At 73.1% G+C, this 15882-nt stretch carries 16 protein-coding genes; 8 read left to right on the forward strand and 8 right to left on the reverse strand.

Going from position 1 to position 15882, the window contains the following annotated elements; all coding sequences use genetic code 11:
* Nucleotides 1-34: 34 nt before the first annotated feature.
* The gene (locus DMB38_RS13635; RefSeq protein ID WP_125935420.1) at nt 35-628 is read right to left on the reverse strand and encodes a hypothetical protein; all 594 of its coding nucleotides are present in this window, start codon (nt 626-628) and stop codon (nt 35-37) included.
* A 140-nt stretch (nt 629-768) separates the two neighbouring features.
* Here DMB38_RS13635 and DMB38_RS13640 point away from each other — a divergent pair, with 140 nt between their 5' ends.
* A complete protein-coding gene (locus DMB38_RS13640; RefSeq protein WP_125935421.1) occupies nt 769-2049 on the forward strand; it encodes a glycosyltransferase family 4 protein in 1281 nt (426 codons plus the stop codon).
* Nucleotides 2050-2209: 160 nt separating this feature from the next.
* The gene (locus DMB38_RS13650) at nt 2210-2545 is read left to right on the forward strand and encodes an ATP-binding protein (protein WP_240662197.1); all 336 of its coding nucleotides are present in this window, start codon (nt 2210-2212) and stop codon (nt 2543-2545) included.
* A 916-nt stretch (nt 2546-3461) separates the two neighbouring features.
* Here DMB38_RS13650 and DMB38_RS13655 read toward each other — a convergent pair.
* Nucleotides 3462-4772, reverse strand: a complete 1311-nt coding sequence (locus tag DMB38_RS13655) for an MFS transporter (RefSeq protein ID WP_125939012.1) — start codon at nt 4770-4772, stop codon at nt 3462-3464.
* A gap of 429 nt (nt 4773-5201) precedes the next feature.
* On the opposite strand from DMB38_RS13655, the gene DMB38_RS13660 reads away from it, so the two are divergent.
* Together DMB38_RS13660 and DMB38_RS13665 are read left to right on the forward strand one after the other, a co-directional pair.
* On the forward strand, nt 5202-6170 hold the full coding sequence (locus DMB38_RS13660; RefSeq protein WP_125935423.1) for an SGNH/GDSL hydrolase family protein: 969 nt from the start codon (nt 5202-5204) through the stop codon (nt 6168-6170).
* A 98-nt stretch (nt 6171-6268) separates the two neighbouring features.
* Nucleotides 6269-7330: a helix-turn-helix domain-containing protein gene (locus DMB38_RS13665; RefSeq protein WP_125935424.1), complete on the forward strand. Its 1062-nt coding sequence runs from the start codon at nt 6269-6271 to the stop codon at nt 7328-7330.
* A 112-nt stretch (nt 7331-7442) separates the two neighbouring features.
* On the opposite strand, the gene DMB38_RS13670 is transcribed toward DMB38_RS13665, so the two are convergent.
* Together DMB38_RS13670 and DMB38_RS13675 are read right to left on the reverse strand one after the other, a co-directional pair.
* Entirely contained in the window at nt 7443-8276 is an 834-nt protein-coding gene (locus DMB38_RS13670) for an NAD(P)H-dependent oxidoreductase (protein ID WP_125935425.1), read from the reverse strand.
* A gap of 298 nt (nt 8277-8574) precedes the next feature.
* Nucleotides 8575-9075, reverse strand: coding sequence for an ATP-binding protein (locus DMB38_RS13675; protein ID WP_125935426.1), 501 nt, complete (start codon nt 9073-9075; stop codon nt 8575-8577).
* Nucleotides 9076-9499: 424 nt separating this feature from the next.
* On the opposite strand from DMB38_RS13675, the gene DMB38_RS13680 reads away from it, so the two are divergent.
* Together DMB38_RS13680 and DMB38_RS13685 are read left to right on the forward strand one after the other, a co-directional pair.
* Nucleotides 9500-9793 carry a helix-turn-helix transcriptional regulator gene (locus DMB38_RS13680; RefSeq protein ID WP_164715991.1) on the forward strand — a complete coding sequence of 98 codons (294 nt, stop codon included), beginning with the start codon at nt 9500-9502 and terminating at the stop codon, nt 9791-9793.
* Complete coding sequence (locus DMB38_RS13685; RefSeq protein ID WP_125935428.1) at nt 9790-10362, forward strand: hypothetical protein; 573 nt, start codon at nt 9790-9792, stop codon at nt 10360-10362. Before DMB38_RS13680 ends, DMB38_RS13685 begins: the two co-directional genes overlap by 4 nt.
* Nucleotides 10363-10380: 18 nt before the next feature.
* Here DMB38_RS13685 and DMB38_RS13690 read toward each other — a convergent pair whose 3' ends face one another.
* Nucleotides 10381-10788, reverse strand: coding sequence for an STAS domain-containing protein (locus DMB38_RS13690; protein ID WP_125939013.1), 408 nt, complete (start codon nt 10786-10788; stop codon nt 10381-10383).
* Between the two features lie 318 nt (nt 10789-11106).
* On the opposite strand from DMB38_RS13690, the gene DMB38_RS13695 reads away from it, so the two are divergent.
* The gene (locus DMB38_RS13695; protein ID WP_125935429.1) at nt 11107-11682 is read left to right on the forward strand and encodes a sigma-70 family RNA polymerase sigma factor; all 576 of its coding nucleotides are present in this window, start codon (nt 11107-11109) and stop codon (nt 11680-11682) included.
* The gene (locus DMB38_RS13700; protein ID WP_125935430.1) at nt 11679-12860 is read left to right on the forward strand and encodes a zf-HC2 domain-containing protein; all 1182 of its coding nucleotides are present in this window, start codon (nt 11679-11681) and stop codon (nt 12858-12860) included. The genes DMB38_RS13695 and DMB38_RS13700 overlap by 4 nt, the downstream gene beginning before the upstream one ends.
* A gap of 19 nt (nt 12861-12879) precedes the next feature.
* Here the strand turns inward: DMB38_RS13700 and purU are convergent, their stop codons facing one another.
* The 3 genes from purU to DMB38_RS13715 form a co-directional block, all read right to left on the reverse strand.
* Nucleotides 12880-13728 (reverse strand): formyltetrahydrofolate deformylase, encoded by an 849-nt coding sequence (gene purU / locus DMB38_RS13705; protein WP_125935431.1) that lies wholly within the window; start codon nt 13726-13728, stop codon nt 12880-12882.
* Nucleotides 13729-13749: 21 nt separating this feature from the next.
* On the reverse strand, nt 13750-14187 hold the full coding sequence (locus tag DMB38_RS13710; RefSeq protein WP_240662199.1) for a hypothetical protein: 438 nt from the start codon (nt 14185-14187) through the stop codon (nt 13750-13752).
* 89 nt (nt 14188-14276) lie between these two features.
* A complete protein-coding gene (locus DMB38_RS13715; protein ID WP_125935432.1) occupies nt 14277-15851 on the reverse strand; it encodes a hypothetical protein in 1575 nt (524 codons plus the stop codon).
* Nucleotides 15852-15882: the final 31 nt, after the last annotated feature.

Consider the following 15882-nt stretch of genomic DNA (forward strand, 5'->3'; position numbering starts at 1 on the left):
TATCCCTTCGGACGCACGGCTGCCGGGCCGGCCGCTAGGCGGCGCGGGGCGGCTCCTCGGGGCGCTCCTCGGGGCGCTCCTCGGGGGCTTCCGCCTCACCGGGGCGCCCGGACCGGCCGGGCTTGCCGGTGGTGGAGACGGAGCGGAGGCGGGGTCCCGGCTCGGGTTCCTCCGCGGGCGGGGTGAGGGGGCGGCGCTGCTGCTTGCCCCAGACGCCCACGCCGACCAGCATCAGCGCGGCGCCGATCACGGCGTTCGCCGTCCCGACGTCCAACCCGGTGCCGTCGGTGCTGACCTTCAGCCCGCCGACCAACTGGCTCTGCCGGAGCATCCACAGCGCGGTGATGAAGAGCACCAGGAGCGCGGCGAGGATGACGAGACGGCGCGAGCGCGTCAAAGTCCCGTAGATGGCCACCAGCGCGGCGAACGCAAAGGGCAGGAAGATCGAGCCGAAGAGCTGCGCCCGGGTATCGGAGATCCCGTCGAAGACGCTGCCGAGCGCGTAGAAGCGACCGTCCCGCCCGTTGTACCAGGGCCGCCAGACACTCCAGACCACGCCCACCACACCGGCGAGGACGAGGACGGAGCCGACGACGTAGCGCTTGTTGCGCGCGATGTTCTCCAGCATCTTCGTACTCCTCCGATGCCGTAGTCCCCCATCCGACGCTACGTCCCACGCGCCCCTCCCGCCACCGGGAGAACAGAGGGCGCATCTGCGGCGAAGAACTAGAGTCGGATTCGACTACTTCTGGGGGGCACGGACCACGCATGCGCATTTCCTTCCTGCTGCACAATACGTACGGAATCGGGGGCACCATCCGTACGACCTTCACCCTCGCCCAGGCCCTCGCGGAGCGCCACGACGTGGAGCTGGTCTCCGTCTTCCGGCACCGCGACGAGCCCATGATGGAAGCCCCGCTCGGCATACCCATCCGCACGCTCGTCGACCTGCGCCGGCGGAGCCCGGACTACGCGGGCGACCTGCCGGACCACCGCAAACCCGCCCGCGTCTTCCCACGCGGCGACGGCCGGCACAACCAATACAGCAAGCTCACCGACGACCGCATCGGCGCCTATCTGCGCACCGTGGACGCCGACGTCGTCGTCGGCACCCGCCCCGGGCTCAACGTCCACATCGCCCGCCAGACCCGCCGCGGCCCGGTCCGCGTCGCGCAGGAACACCTCACGCTCGACGGCCACGGCGGGCGTCTCCGTCGCGAACTCGGCATCCGCTACGGCCTCCTCGACGCGGTGACCACCGTCACCGAAGCCGACGCCCACGCCTACCGCACCCGCCTCAACCTCCCCGGGGTCCGCATCGAGGCCGTCCCCAACAGCGTGCCGGCACCGGCCGTCGCCCCCGCCGACGGCACCGCCAAAGTGGTCGTCGCCGCCGGCCGGCTGACCCGGGTCAAGCGCTACGACCTCCTGATCGAGGCGTTCGCCAAGGTCGCCGCGGCCCGCCCCGACTGGACGTTACGGATCTACGGCAGCGGCGACCGCACGGGCAACGAACGCGACGCCCTGCGGGCGCAGATCGCCGACCTCCGGCTCACGGAGCACGTCTTCCTCATGGGCAATGCGAGCCCCATGGAGCGGGAGTGGGTCAAAGGCTCCATCGCGGCGGTCACCTCGAGCAAGGAGTCGTTCGGCATGACGATCGTGGAGGCGATGCGCTGCGCGCTGCCGGTCGTCTCCACGGACTGCCCGCACGGGCCGGGCGAGATCATCGAGGACGGCGTGGACGGCCGCCTGGTCCCGGTCGGCGACGCGAACGCCGTGGCGGACGCGCTCCTCGAGCTGATCCAGGACGACGCCCTCCGCCGCCGCACGGGGGCGGCGGCCCGCGCCGCCTCCGAACGCTTCGACCCGACCCGGATCGCCGCCCGCCACGAGGCGATCTTCACGGAACTGACGGAACGCCCCCGCCCCCGCGGATTGCTCCGCGACCTGGCCCTACGGAGCCGCGGCACGGCGTACGGCAGCGCCTACACCGCGAGGCACGTGGCGGCTACCGCCCTGCGCCGAGCCCGCGGGCGAAGTCGGTGAACGCCTGCCAGGCGTCGGCGGGGAAGGTGAGCACGGGGCCGTCGGGGTGGACGCTTGGATTCCGCCATACTGGATCGCCTCCCCACTCGCGATACGTGTCCGGTACAGCACTCTCCGTAGGAGCTGTGTGCCTGGCCAGGGTGTTCGCCTCAGCGGCACCGTGGGGATCCATGAATCCCCCAACGATTTCCCCCGCAACGGCGAGGTGTCGCTGACCGTCGAGACGGTGGTCGCGGAGTTGTGCGCGAACGCCGTGCTGCACGGGCGGGTGCCCGGCCGGGACTTCCACCTGGCGATGCGGCTCCGCGTCGACGGCGTGCTGCGCATCGAGGTGGCCGACGCGCGGCGCGAGCGCGTGCCGGTGCTGGAGCGACGGTACGACGTGGAGGGCGAGCGCGGGCGGGGGTTGCTGCTCGTCGAGGCGATGGCCGACCGGTGGGGGGTGGCGGAGCGGCAGGCCGTGGGAAAGATCGTGCGGTGCGAGCTTGATACCTGACGCCCACCCCACGCGGCCCTCGCGCTCGGGGGGCGGAGAAATTGGGCCGTAACTCGCGGTAACACCCCCCGATCCGCGCCGAATCAGCCCTCCAGCGCCGACTTTCGCCCCTCCAGACGCACCCACCCACCCGGCAGCCGCCAGATTCGCCCTCAGGCCACCCGGAATGCGCCCCACCGCCACAAAGTCGCCGCAACAGCAGCCGGAAACCCGGGCAAAATACCCGCCCAGCCCGACTTTCGGCCCAGCCGAACCACCCCGCCGACAGCCCCGACACGCAGGCAGACCGACCCCGGCCCCGGCGTCATCCGCCACCGACGCCGGTCCCGCCCGCGCACAGGGCAAGCCCGCCTCCGGTGGCCGGCCCCGTCACGGGACGACCGGTCCGTAGGTGGCTTCAAGGGTGCCCGCTCCCTCCGGGCCACCCATAGCCGCCCGCCTTTCGGGCCGGAGTCCGGTGTCAAGGGTGGGGCGAAGCCCCATCGCGCAGCGACGTTCCCGCAGCGAAGCGGAGGGGACGCCCTTGACACCGGGCGGAGGCCCGCACACTCACAAGCGGGGTGGCCCGGGGGAGCCTTGACGACACGGCTACTCCCCTCGCCGCTCCCCCGTACGCCTGCACCCCTGACGAAGCACCACCCGCCCGGCACCGTACCCCCGCACCCGGCCCACACAGACACGACGTACCAGCTCAACGCCCTACTGCCCCCCGGGTTGTCAGTCCGGGCGCATACCCTTGGGCGGGCGTGAGGGCACGAGCGGGCCGAGCACGAGCAGGCCGACCGACCCAGCGGACCGACCACGAGCACCCAGCCGCCTGGGCGGGCGTGAGGGCACGAACACGCCGATCACGAACGGCCCGCTCACGAGCAGCCAGTCCCCGAGCAACGGCCCGGCGGCCCCTACGCCCCGCCCCCTACGCCGTGGCCCCCGCCGGCTCGTCCTTTCGTCCTTGCCTCACCACCAGCGACATCATCGCCGCCAGCGCGCACAGGCCGCCCGACGCCAGCCACACCATGTCGTACGAACCCGTGACGTCGCGGGCCACGCCGCCGAGCCAGGCGACGAGGGCGGCGCCGATCTGGTGGGAGGCGAGGACCCAGCCGAAGACGATGGCGCTGTCCTCGCCGAAGTGCTCGCGGCAGAGCGCGAGGGTGGGCGGGACGGTGGCGACCCAGTCGAGGCCGTAGAAGACGATGAAGAAGATCATCGGCGGGTGGATCGACGGGCCGAGGAGCAGCGGCAGGAACATGAGGCTGAGGCCGCGGAGTCCGTAGTAGACGGCGAGCAGCCGGCGGGCGTCGTAGCGGTCGGTGAGCCAGCCGCTGGCGATGGTGCCGATGATGTCGAAGATGCCGACGAGCGCGAGGAGCGAGGCGGCGGCGGTCATGGCCATGCCGTGGTCGTGGGCGGAGGGCACGAAGTGGGTGCGGATGATGCCGTTGGTGGACGCGCCGCAGATGGCGAACGCACCGCAGAGGAGCCAGAACGTACCGCTGCGGGAGGCGTCGCGCAGGACGCGCAGGGCTCGGCCCGCCGCGCCGCGCTGGGGCGGGGGCTTGGGGACGAACTCGTCGGAGCCGTAGGGGGCGAGGCCGACGTCGGCCGGGTGGTCGCGGAGGAGGAGCCAGACGAAGGGGACGGCGGCGGCGGAGACGAGGGCGACGGTGACGGTCGCCGGCCGCCAGCCGTGGGTTTCCACGACCCAGGACAGCAGGGGCAGGAAGACGAGCTGGCCCGAGGCGGTGGCGGCGGTGAGGAGGCCGGTGACGAGGCCCTTGTGCTTGACGAACCAGCGGTTGGTGACGGTGGCGGAGAAGGCGAGGGCCATGGAGCCGGTGCCGAGGCCGATGAGCAGGCCCCAGTAGAGGATCAGTTGCCAGCTCGCGGTCATCCAGTGGCTGAGCAGGGCGCCGGTGGCGATCATCAGGAGCGCGAACGCCACCACGCGGCGTATGCCGAAACGGTCCATGAGGGCAGCGGCGAAGGGGGCGGTGACGCCGTACAGCGTCAGGTTGACGGAGGCCGCGAGGCCGATGGTTCCGCGGGACCAGCCGAACTCGTCGTGCAGAGGGCCGATGAGCAGCCCGGGGAGCGCGACGAAGGAGGCGGCGGCCACGACGGTCACGAAGGTCACCGCCGCGACGAACCAGGCACGGTGCACACGCCACTTGGCGGGAGGCTTCACCGGCGCGGCAGCGCCGGTGTCGGCCCGGGCCCCGGCCACAGGCCGGGCCCCGTTCTCAGGCCGGGCCCCGGCCTCGGTCTCGGCCTCGGTCTCGATTCGTGCGGAGGGCGTCGATGGCTGCGTCACCTGTCGAGGATGGCCCGGGTACCACGTCCGCACGAGTGGCCCGAGGGCCAAGGTGTGCAAGGATCGGGCCAAGCATCGCGGCCGGGATCGAGAACCGGACAGCCACCCAGAGGACACACGTCCGGCCGTGAACCCTCAGACGATCAAGCAGCCTCCCACGCTGCGCAAGTGCCGCACCAGAGCGGTCACCAACCGACGGAATCCGGTCGACACACCGCGCACCCTCACCCACAAAGACGCACCCCCACCCCTCTGCCATCACTGTCCGTATGGGATCTAGTGCACTGAGTAGTGACTTCTCTAGGGTCGGAGCGACATCAACGACGTCTCCCTGGAGGATTCGTGGCCCGTCTTCGCACTCGTCTGGCCCTGCTCGGCTCGGCCGCGGCCCTCGCCGCCGGCGCGGTCGTCCCCGGCCAGTTCGCCGGGGCGCACCCCGCCGCCGCGGCCGAGGACCAGCAGTGGGTCGCCCTGGGCGACTCCTACACCGCGGGGGTCATCCGGGCCGCGGGCGATGCCTTCGAGTACCCGCGCGACGGCTGCGAGCGCACCGGCCGGTCCTACCCCCAGGTCATCGACCGCGACCTCGGCGGCCTCTTCGACCTGACCAACGTCAGTTGCGGCGCCGCCACCATCGAGAACGTCACCGACACGCCCCAGGAGCCGATCGGCCGGCACCTGCCGCCCTTCTCCGAGGACCCGGACTACCCCTTCCCCGCGGTGCCGCCCCAGTCCGAAGCGGTGGGCCCCGATACCGACGTCATCACCGTCGGCGTGGGCGGCAACACCCTCGGCTTCGCCGAAATCCTCACCACGTGCATGCGGGTGGGCGGCGAGAACGACGGCGCGGGCACCCCGTGCAAGGACGCCCTGGGCGCCGGCATCCAGGCCCGGCTGGACAAGGTGAGCCAGGAGTACGACCGGATGCTCGCCGTGCTCCACGAGCGCGCCCCGGGCGCGAAGATCCTGGCCGTCGGCTACCCCACGATCGTCCCCCAGTCCACCGCCAAGTGCGGCTACGGCGACCTGACCAAATTCGGCACGATCACCCAGGGCGACCTGAACTGGCTGCGCCAGGACGTCCTGGACCCCCTCAACAGGACCATCGAGAAGTCGACCGGCACGCAGGAATCCGCGAGCTTCGTCGACCTCTCCGCCTCCTCCCAGAACCACAGCGTCTGTGACGACACCAAGTGGGTCGAAGGCTTCGTCACCCTGCCCGACCAGCTTTCCTTCGTGCACCCCAACGCCCTCGGCCACCGCAACGCCGCCGACCACGTGGAAGAGGCGATGCTGAACACCCTCGACTGACCCGGCCCTCGGCACCCCGACATCCCGGCCCCCGGCGCCCCGGCACCCCGGTCTCCGGCGCCTCTGGCCCGGAGGCCGGGGTGTGTCAGGATTGGGCCATGGGAAGTGTGCAGCGGCCCGCCGTGGTGCAGGAGGCGGTGGTGCAGGAGGCGGTCCCGGTGCCCGTGTTCCGGCATCCGCAGCGGCATCCCGTCGCCGTCTTCGTACGGCACGGGATGCTGCCCATCGAGCTGGGGATCGTGCACCGGCTCTTCGGGCGGGCCAGGAGTGCGGCGGGGGATCCGCTGTACGAGGTCGTGACCTGCACGGTCGCGCCGGGTGAGGTGCGTACGGACGCGGACGTGACGATCAACGTGCGGTACGGGCCGGAGGCGCTGGCCCAGGCCCGTACCGTGATCGTGCCCGCGTCGCACGAGGCGGACGAGGCGTACACGCGCGGGCGGCTGCCCGCGGAGCTGGCGGGCGCGCTGGCGTACGTGCGGCCGGAGACGCGGCTGGCGTCGATCTGCACCGGGGCGTTCGTGCTCGCCTCCGCCGGGCTGCTCGACGGGCGGCCGGCGACGACGCACTGGGCGTCGGGGGACCGGTTCCGGGCGCTGTTCCCGAAGGTGCGCTTCGACCCCGACGTGCTGTACGTGGACGACGGTGACGTGCTGACGTCCGCGGGCGTGGCCTCCGGGGTCGACCTGTGCCTGCACATGATCCGGCACGACCACGGCTCCGCCGTGGCCAACGACGTGGCGCGGCGCACGGTCGTCCCGCCGCACCGGGACGGCGGCCAGGCGCAGTTCGTGCGGCGTCCCGTGCCGGAGCCGGCGGTGTCGACGACGGCGAAGGCGCGGGCGTGGGCGCTGGCGCGGCTGCACGAGCCGCTGGCGCTGCGGGACTTGGCGGCGTGCGAGTCGATGTCGGTGCGGACGTTCACGCGGCGGTTCCGGGACGAGGTGGGGATGAGCCCGGGGCAGTGGCTGACGGTGCAGCGGGTGGAGCGGGCACGGCAGTTGCTGGAGGACACGGACCTGCCGGTGGACCGGATCGCGACGGATGCGGGCTTCGGCACTGCGGCGTCGCTGCGGCAGCACATGCAGGCGGCGCTGGGCGTCTCACCGAGCGCGTACCGCCGCACCTTCCGCGCGGAGTCCGAGGGCGCCGTCGCCTGAGGCGGGGCGATCGCCCGGCGCCGGTCGGCCGGCTGCGTCTGAAGAGCGAGCGGCGTCCGGGACGGGGGGCCCGGCCGGGACCGTGGGCGCCTGCGGCGGAGTCGCGGGATTGTCAGAGGGGGCGCCTACCCTGGGGTGGGTGTGCGGGGTTGTGGGGGGATGTGGGGGGGGTGCCTGGCCGCTGGTCGCGGTGGATGGTCAAGCCCGTTTCGCCCGCCGCCAGTTCCGGCCTCAGCGTCAGCTCCTCGTCGTAGTCCCCGCTCCGCTCCGGGCGGTACGGCAGCGGCGCGGTCGTCCACAGGTCCCGCAGCCGCTCCGCGAGACCCGCCGCCACCCGCGGGTACTCCTCCCGTGTCAGCCGGTCCGCGCCGTAGACGACGAACGGCGGGAGCGGCGCCATCCCCGTGTAGAAGAAGGTGCCGTGGTGCAGCGGCCAGAGCACCTCGTCGACGTGCCCGTGGATGCCCCGCGGGCCGAAGCTCGCCTCGCGCGCGCCGACCGACGTGACCACCAGCGCGCGCCTGCCCGCCAGGCCCCCGTCCCCGTACCGCCGCGTCCTGCCCGCCGCGTCCTTCACCTTCGACGCCAGCCCCTGCACCAGTACCCGGTCGAACCACCCCTTGAGGATCGCCGGCGGCCCGAACCACCAGAGCGGGAAGTGCACGACCAGTGCGTCCGCCCATGCCAGCTTCTCGTGCTCGGCCGCGATGTCGGGGCTCACCCTCCCCGCGCGCCAGGCGTCCTCCTGGGCGTCGCCGACCAGGAGACGGTCCGCGTCGCCGCCCGCGTAGTCGCCGGCGTCGAGGACGGCCTTGAAGCCCATGGCGTACAGATCGCTCTGCCGGACCTCGTGCCCAGCGGCGCGCAGCGCGCGGATGCCGTCGTCGCGGAGTGCGGCGTTGAGGGAGCGGTGTTCCGGGTGGGCGAAGAGCCAGAGGACGTTCATGCTTCGAGCTTCGCGCCGCTACGGGCCGGGGACGAGAGCCGTATCGCCATCATTCGCAAGGATCGCGCCACAGGCCCGGGAGAGGGTCGAGTGGCGGCGCGCCCGTGCAACCCCGAGCCCTGCACGGCGAACCGCCACCCGGCATCGGCGGATGGGGACTTGCGCCGGATGCGCGACCCGCCTTCGCCAAGGGCGTCCGACCGGCCGGCAACCCTCGGCGTCCCCTCACGACGAATCGCTGCCCACAAGGGTGATCAGGCCCGTACGACTCGTCAACACCTGTTCCGTACCGGACGTGTCACGTGCTGTTCGTGCCGGCGCGTGCGTGTTCGTGTGCGCCCGCGAAGAGCGCGCCGTCCGCGCCGTCCGCGCGCTCCCCCGGCGGCGGGGCGAAGGCGCAGGCGCGGTCGATCTCGCACCAAATGACCTTGCCGAATCCTTCCGCCTGCCAGCCCCAGCGGTCGGCGATGGCGTCGACCAGCTCCAGCCCCCGCCCGTGCGTCTCGTACTCGTGCGCGCGCCGCTGCCGCGGCGGGGCGGCGCAGGTGTCGACGACCTCCACCCGGTACGGGCCGCAGTCCGCGGCCGACGCGGGGAGGGCGAGGCGGAGCTCGGCGGGGCGGTCGGTGTGCACGACGGCGTTGGTGACCAGCTCGGAGACGAGCATCACCAGCGACTCGGCGTACGGCTCGTCGGCCGTCACCCCGGTCCACGCCAGCCGCGCCCGCGTCCACCGCCTGGCCCGGCCGACCTCGACGGGGTCGGGCCACACCTTGAGCTGTACCTGCAGGGTCTGCACCGCTCACACCATCCTCGGGATCACGCTGCGTGATCTCTCTGCCGTCCAGGATGATTGACGTAGCGTCACAGCGGCAAGCGCTTCGGGCATATCCCAGCGCGAAAGAGTGCGCGTGCGGCATACTGTGCGACGCTCGCGGCCGACGGCCGAACGCCGGTCCGGCGTCGACCACTCATGCTGCTGTGACCTTGCACGAGTCCGGCAATTCCGCACCGCCCCGGCCACCGATTCGCGGGCCGCGGGTCCGTGTCGCCGCATGACAACTCGCACCCGATGAAGGGTAGTGGAGTCGGGGCCGACTTCGTTGCGTAACGGCAGAGTTCCCCCATGCGTGTTGGCGCTCTGCCCAGTTTCGGCACTCTCCGTAGTCGAATCGCCGAATCTCCTCTTGCGTCGCTCACCCTCGATGTATAACTTCTTATACATGAGCGAGCGGGTCCACAACAGGCTGGCGGTGATCCGCGCGGAGCGGAGTGTGTCGCGGAAGCAGTTGGCCGAGGCTGTGGGGGCGCACTACCAGACGATCGGGCACATCGAGCGCGGGCAGTACAACCCGAGCCTCGACCTCGCTCTGCGCATAGCGGAGTACTTCGAACTGCCGGTGGAAGTGCTCTTCGCCCTCCGGCCGTTCCGCCCGCTCAGCGACGAGCTGTACGGGCCGGGGAAGGCGGACGGGAACGACAGCGAGCACGACAGCGCAGACAGGGGAGCACGATGACCCAGCCCACGACCGAGCGGCCCCGCGGGGGCGCACGGCAGGCCACGACGTACGACCGCGCGATGTTCCGCATCATGAACGACCCCGCCGCGCGCCCGGTGTTCGCCACCGCGGGGCGGCGCCGCGCCGCCGTGGGGGCGCACGTGGCGCTCACGGGGGCGACCCTGGCGTGCCTCACCCTGCTGTACCGCCTCGACGACGCCTGGCTCATCGCGCCGTTGGCGGCCCTGCTGCCGCTGTGGGTGATCGCCACCGGCGTGCTGAACGGCGGCACGCGCGGCCTGCTGGAGCTGCGCACCCGGATGCTGGACGAGCGGCAGCTCGCCGACCGCGACCGCGCGGGGGCCGTGGCGCACCGGGCGGCGACGGTGCTGCTGGCCGTGGCGGCGGGGATGTTCGTGCTCGCCGAGGCGGTGGGCGCGGACGGGCTGCCGGCGGTGCCGGCGGTGTGGGTGCTGGTGTACGCGGTGGTGGTGGTGTGGCTGATGCCGCTGTGGGTCGCGGGGCTCCAGGCGCGCGACGAACCCGCGGACGAACCCGCGGACGAGGCCCCCGAGGAGGCCGGGTAGGACCAACTCCCCCGTCGGCTACGCGGACAGGGGTTCCGCCGTGCCGCTCGTCGCGTCGTCCACGTCCGCGTAGACCGCGAACAGCCGCCGTACGCCCAGCGCCGCCAGCACCCGGTTCACATGCGCCCCGCCGGACACCGCGGTCCCCGAGACGCCCCCGGACGCGCCCACCCCGCCGTCCGCCGGCAGGATCAGGCGGAAGTCGCCGCCGCAGGAACTCAGCAAGCGGCGCGCGGCGATGAGCACGCCGACGCCGCTGGAGTCGCAGAAGCGGACCGCGGAGAGGTCGAGGACGAGACGGCGGCGGCCCTCGGCGACGGCGTCGTGCACGTGCTGCCGCACCCGGGGCGAGGTGACCAGGTCCAGTTCACCGCAGACCCACAGGACGTACCAGTCGCCTCGGTTGTCGGTGGTCACCTGCAGCAAAGACACCCGGTCGCTGTCCTTCCGTCGCCTGTCAGCTTGTCGTGCCTGCTCGCCTGCCCGTTTCGTTCATCCGCAATCCGCTGTGTTGCACGTGTCACCTGCTGTGCCCGCAGCACACAAGATGAAACACCGACCCTATGCGCAATCGCCCCACACGTCCCCCGCATTCCGGTCAGCACCGGATAACCGTTGGCAATTCGTTGCCTTCTGTTGCGCGTCATCCGGTACGGATAACGCTCCTGGGGCGTGCGCCCCCACTCTCCGGCGCTACATTCGTTGACACCGGTAACCAGGGGGCGGGCGACGGATGGGGAGCGCATGGCGCACGGCACCGGACCGCACGGCACCGGACAGGGCGCCGTCCCGCCGCGCTGGAACCGCAAGATGCAGCAGCGGCTCGCGCGCGGCGAGGCCGCGGCGCTGAGCGAGCTGTACGACCGCTTCGCGCCCCTCGTCTACGGCCTCGCACAGCGCGTGCTGGAGAACGAGGAGGAGGCGAACGGCGTGCTGGCCGAGGTGTTCTCGTACGTCTGGCAGCACCCGGACGCGTACGACCCGAAGCGCGGCCAACTGCGCTCCTTCCTGGCGGGTCTTGCGCACAAGCACGCCGTACGGCGGCTGCGCTGGGCGGTGATCCAGGCGGGTGCGGCCGGGGAGATCGAGGACAGCGAGGAGCGCATCCGCGCCGTCTCCGCCGCCGCCCGCGCCGACTACATCGTCACGTCCATGCCGGAACCGCAGCGCGCCGCGCTGGAGCTGGCGTACTTCAAGCGCCGCGACTACCGCCAGACGGCCGAGGAACTCGGCGTCTCGCCCGACGAGGCCCGCCGCCGGCTGCGCCTCGGGCTGCAGATGCTCGCCACCGCGCACACCGAGGCCGGGCGGCCTTCATGATCATGGGCCCCTACGACCACGGCCGGCTGAAGTCCCTCCTCGGCGCGTGGGCGCTGGCGGCCTGCGCACCCGAGGAGACCGCCGCCGTAGAGGCGCACTTGACCGACTGCGCGCCCTGCGCGGACGAAGCGCTCCGGCTGCGCGACGCCGTACGCCTCCTGCACCCGCACGACAACCTCGACATGGATCCCGCGCTGCGCAGCCGGGTGCTGGAGCTGTGCCTGACGCGGCGGATGCCCGGGATCCCGATGCCGGGCTGGTCCGTCCCGTACGACGCGGAGGCGGCCCGGCTCGACGCGCTGCTGGCGGACATGAACGAGGCGGACTGGGGCGCTCCGGTCCAGCTCGCCTGGTACGACGACGACCGCCCCGCGGTCCGCGAGACGTCGGTGGCCGGTGTCATCGGCCATCTCCTGGCCGTGGACGGGCTGCTGGCCCTCGCGCTCGGCCTCCCCGACCCGCTCGCCGCGGACGCACCCGCCGCCGGCACCCACCCGCGCACGGTCGCCTCCCCCGCCGAGCGCACCGAGGCGCTGTGGCGGGTGGCCGGCTCGTCGTACGCGGAACAGCAGTCGCTCGCCCGGGAGTTCCGGCGCAAGCACGCGAGCAAGATGCGCAGCGAGTGGCGCGACCAGACGTACACGCTGATACGGACCGCGGGGTTCGCCGGCAGCGGTGTCGCCGACGTGCAGGTGCCGTACGGCGGCGGGGCGGCGCTGCCGCTGCGCGACGCCTTCCTGGACCGGGCCTTCGAGTGCTGGATGCACGCCTGGGACATCGCGGAGGCCGTGGACTACCCGTACGTACCGCCGACGCCCGAGCACATGCACCTCATGATCGACCTGGCGGCGCGGCTGCTGCCGCAGACGCTGGCCGACCGGCGCCGCTCGGGGCGCGCCGCGCCGCCGCGGACGCTGGTGGCCGCGGGGACGCCGGGGCGCACCCTGCACCTGGAGATCGAGGGCAAGGGCGGCGGGAACTGGTATCTCCCGCTGGACTCGCCGGCGGCGGTCGCGGGCCCCGAGCGGGCGGTGGCCCATGTGGCGCTGGAGGGCCTGGAGTTCTGCCGGCTGGCGGCGGGGCACGTGTCGCCCGCGGAGGCGGCGGTGGGGAGCGACGGGGAGCGCGAGGCGGTGGAGGACTTCCTCTACGCGACGGCGTCGCTGTCGCGGCTGTAGCTGCCGCGGCCGTAGGGGGCTACGCGAAGACCACCGTGCGCGTGCCGTTCAGCAGCACCCGGTGCTCGCTGTGCCACTTCACCGCCCGCGCCAGCGCCTGGCACTCCACGTCCCGGCCGACCGCCACCAACTGCTCCGGCGTCACCTCGTGCCCGACCCGCTCGACCTCCTGCTCGATGATCGGGCCCTCGTCCAGGTCCGCCGTCACGTAGTGCGCGGTGGCGCCGATCAGCTTCACCCCGCGCGCGTGCGCCTGGTGATACGGCTTCGCGCCCTTGAAGCTCGGCAGGAAGGAGTGGTGGATGTTGATGATCCGCCCCTCCAACTGCTTGCACAGGTCGTCGGAGATCACCTGCATGTAGCGCGCGAGCACCACCAGCTCGACGTCCTCGGCCCGGACCAGCTCCAGCAGCTTCTGCTCCGCCTCCGCCTTGGTGTCCTTGGTGACCGGCACGTGGTGGAAGGGGATGCCGTAGGAGCCGACCAGTTCCCGGAAGTCGGTGTGGTTGGAGACCACGGCCGCGATCTCCACCGGCAGCGCGCCGATGCGGGCGCGGAACAGCAGGTCGTTCAGGCAGTGCCCGAACTTGCTCACCATGAGCAGCACCCGCATCTTCGCGCCCTGCTCGTGGATCTGCCAGTCCATCGCCCACGACTCCGCCACCGCCGCGAAGCTGGCCCGCAGCTTGTCCACGTTCGCCTGCGGCTCGGCGGAGAAGTGCACCCGCATGAAGAACAGGCCGGTGGTGGGGTCGCCGTACTGCTGGCTGTCCTCGATGTTGCAGTCCGTCATGAAGAGATAACTGGAGACCGCATGCACGATGCCCTTTTTGTCCGGGCAGGACAGCGTCAGTACGTACTCGCTCATGGGCCTACGATCCCACACCCGTCAGGCGGCGCCCGTCATGATCGCCAGCACTTCGAGGGAGCGCGGCGGGGCGTCCGGGTCGTCACCGTCGTTCTCCGCGAGCCGCACGTGCGCCTCGCGCGCCGCGCGCACGGCCTCGGGCCACGCGTGGTTCTCCATGTACGCGGAGACCGGCGAGTCCGCGCCGACCTGGTGCATGATGCGCAGCACGCGGAGCACGGCGACGTCGACGAGCGCGGCCTCGCGGGAGTCGCGGAAGATCGTCCCGACGTACTTCTCCGCCGACCAGTTGTCCAGCCAGGTGTCCTCGACGAGGCGGTAGACGGCGTCGGTGACGTCCCCGTACCCCGCCGTCCCCGCCGCCCAGTACTCCCGCTGGAAATCCGGGTCGGAGAGCATGTGCAGCGCGGAGCGCACATTGGCGCGCCAGCGCCACCACGGCATGTCGTTGATGGGCATGGGCACCATGGTGGAGTAACGGCGGTCGCGGCGTGAAGCCCTTTCACCGACGGGACCGCCGGCGTCCTTCCCGCTGCCCTTCGCGGGGCTCACAGTTGCGTCGCCTGGCGCTGCGTGAGGCCGTACTTGTCGGCGATCGGGTTCCAGAGCCCGGCCGCCTCCTCCTTGGCGGCGGTGGCCTCGCCGCTGGCGCTGTTGCCCGCCGACAGGTGGTTCCCGCCGCCGCCGCAGCCCTTGCCGCGCTTGGCGGCGTCGGCCCAGGCGGCGTAGTGGTCGTCGGCGGAGGCGCTGGCGTTCCAGGCGTCGGTGAGCGAGCGCGTCAGGTCCTCGTGCGAGGGGAGCTTGTCGACGCTCAGGTCCGAGAGCCGGGCGACGAGGTCGCGGCGCTGGCCCGCCGCGTCGCGCAGGTCCTTGGCGGCCTTGCCGAGCGCCTTGCACTCGCGGATGTTCGCGACCGAGCTGATCACCGCGTCGCGGCTGTCGTTGCTCTCGGCGAGCAGCGCGTCCAGCTCCTCGGCCTGCGCCTCGGCGGGGTCGTCCTTGACCGGCTTCTCGCCGCCGTCGTCCTTCCCGCCGTCGTCCTCGCCGCCCGGGTCCTGGTCGGCGCTGGCGCTCGGGGTGGCGCCGCCGGCGGAGTCGCCGTCGCCGTCGCCGCTGCTGAGGAGCCAGCCCGCGGTGATGCCGACGGCGGCGCAGGCGGCGGTGCCGATGGCGATGGCGGCCCAGCGGGGGATGCCGCCGCGGCGGTCGTCGTCATCGTCGTAGTACGGGCCGCCGGGGCCGCCGGGCCCGCCGTTGCCGTACGGGCCGGGGGGCGGTCCCGCGGGGTGGGCGCCGGGCTGCTGGGCGCCGTACGGGGGCTGGGGGCCGACCGCGGGGGCGGCGCCGGGGCGGACCGGGGGGAGCCGCTGCGTGGCGCCGGGGTCGCCGGCGGGGGCGCCGGGGCCACCGGGGCCGTCGCGGAACAGGCCCTCGAACTGCGTGTGCACCGGTGCCGCGTGGCGGCGCGAGCGCGGGGAGTCCTCGTCGAAGGCCGGCGGCGCGAACGGCGGCCGGTCCGGGGGCTGCGCGGGCGGGGCGCCGGGCTGCGGGGGCGGCTCGGAGGCGGCGGGCGGGTCGTAGGCGCCGGGCCGGGGGTTCTCGTACGGCCCCGGGAGCGAGGGGATGAGCTGGGTGGCGTCGGAGTCGTCCCCGGGTCTCTGCTGCGGTGCCGGGGCGATCGGGGGTATGAGCTGCGTCGCGGCCGCGTCGTCCGCGGCGCCCGGCGGCGGTCCGGCGGGCGGCTGCTGCGGTGGCCCGCCGTACGGCGGCTGGGGCGCGGCACCGGGGTGGCCCGTGGCGGCGGCGGCCTCCGGGCCGCCGAGGGCGCCGGGGCCCGCGGGGGCGCCCGGCGCGCCCGGCGTCCCCGGGGAGGCCGGCAGCGGCCAGGGCTGCCCGCCGGCCGACGGGGCGCCCGGCGGCTGCGGGCGCTCCGGACGGTTGCCGAGGTGACGTATCTGCTGCGTCGACTCGTCCTCGCTCTCGGCGGCTGCCGCGGCCGGGGACGGGTCCTGGGCCCACCACGGCTCGCCGCCCGGGGGCGGCCCGGCGCCGTCCGACGCGGGGGGCACCGCTCCCGCGCGCTCCTCGCGCCGGGGCTCGCTGCCGTGTCCGTCGTGGGTCAACGGGACTCCTCATGGGTACGGACTCTGACCG

Origin of the sequence: Streptomyces sp. WAC 06738 (genome assembly GCF_003945505.1) — a bacterium.
Lineage (GTDB): Bacteria > Actinomycetota > Actinomycetes > Streptomycetales > Streptomycetaceae > Streptomyces.

Excerpts from the sequence above, each read along its gene's own strand:
- DMB38_RS13635 (WP_125935420.1), bottom strand. The coding sequence starts at position 628 with ATGCTGGAGAACATCGCGCGCAACAAGCGCTACGTCGTCGGCTCCGTC.
- DMB38_RS13640 (WP_125935421.1), top strand. The coding sequence starts at position 769 with ATGCGCATTTCCTTCCTGCTGCACAATACGTACGGAATCGGGGGCACC.
- DMB38_RS13665 (WP_125935424.1), top strand. The coding sequence starts at position 6,269 with ATGGGAAGTGTGCAGCGGCCCGCCGTGGTGCAGGAGGCGGTGGTGCAG.
- DMB38_RS13670 (WP_125935425.1), bottom strand. The coding sequence starts at position 8,276 with ATGAACGTCCTCTGGCTCTTCGCCCACCCGGAACACCGCTCCCTCAAC.
- DMB38_RS13680 (WP_164715991.1), top strand. The coding sequence starts at position 9,500 with ATGAGCGAGCGGGTCCACAACAGGCTGGCGGTGATCCGCGCGGAGCGG.
- DMB38_RS13685 (WP_125935428.1), top strand. The coding sequence starts at position 9,790 with ATGACCCAGCCCACGACCGAGCGGCCCCGCGGGGGCGCACGGCAGGCC.
- DMB38_RS13695 (WP_125935429.1), top strand. The coding sequence starts at position 11,107 with ATGGCGCACGGCACCGGACCGCACGGCACCGGACAGGGCGCCGTCCCG.
- DMB38_RS13700 (WP_125935430.1), top strand. The coding sequence starts at position 11,679 with ATGATCATGGGCCCCTACGACCACGGCCGGCTGAAGTCCCTCCTCGGC.
- purU (WP_125935431.1), bottom strand. The coding sequence starts at position 13,728 with ATGAGCGAGTACGTACTGACGCTGTCCTGCCCGGACAAAAAGGGCATC.
- DMB38_RS13710 (WP_240662199.1), bottom strand. The coding sequence starts at position 14,187 with ATGCCCATCAACGACATGCCGTGGTGGCGCTGGCGCGCCAATGTGCGC.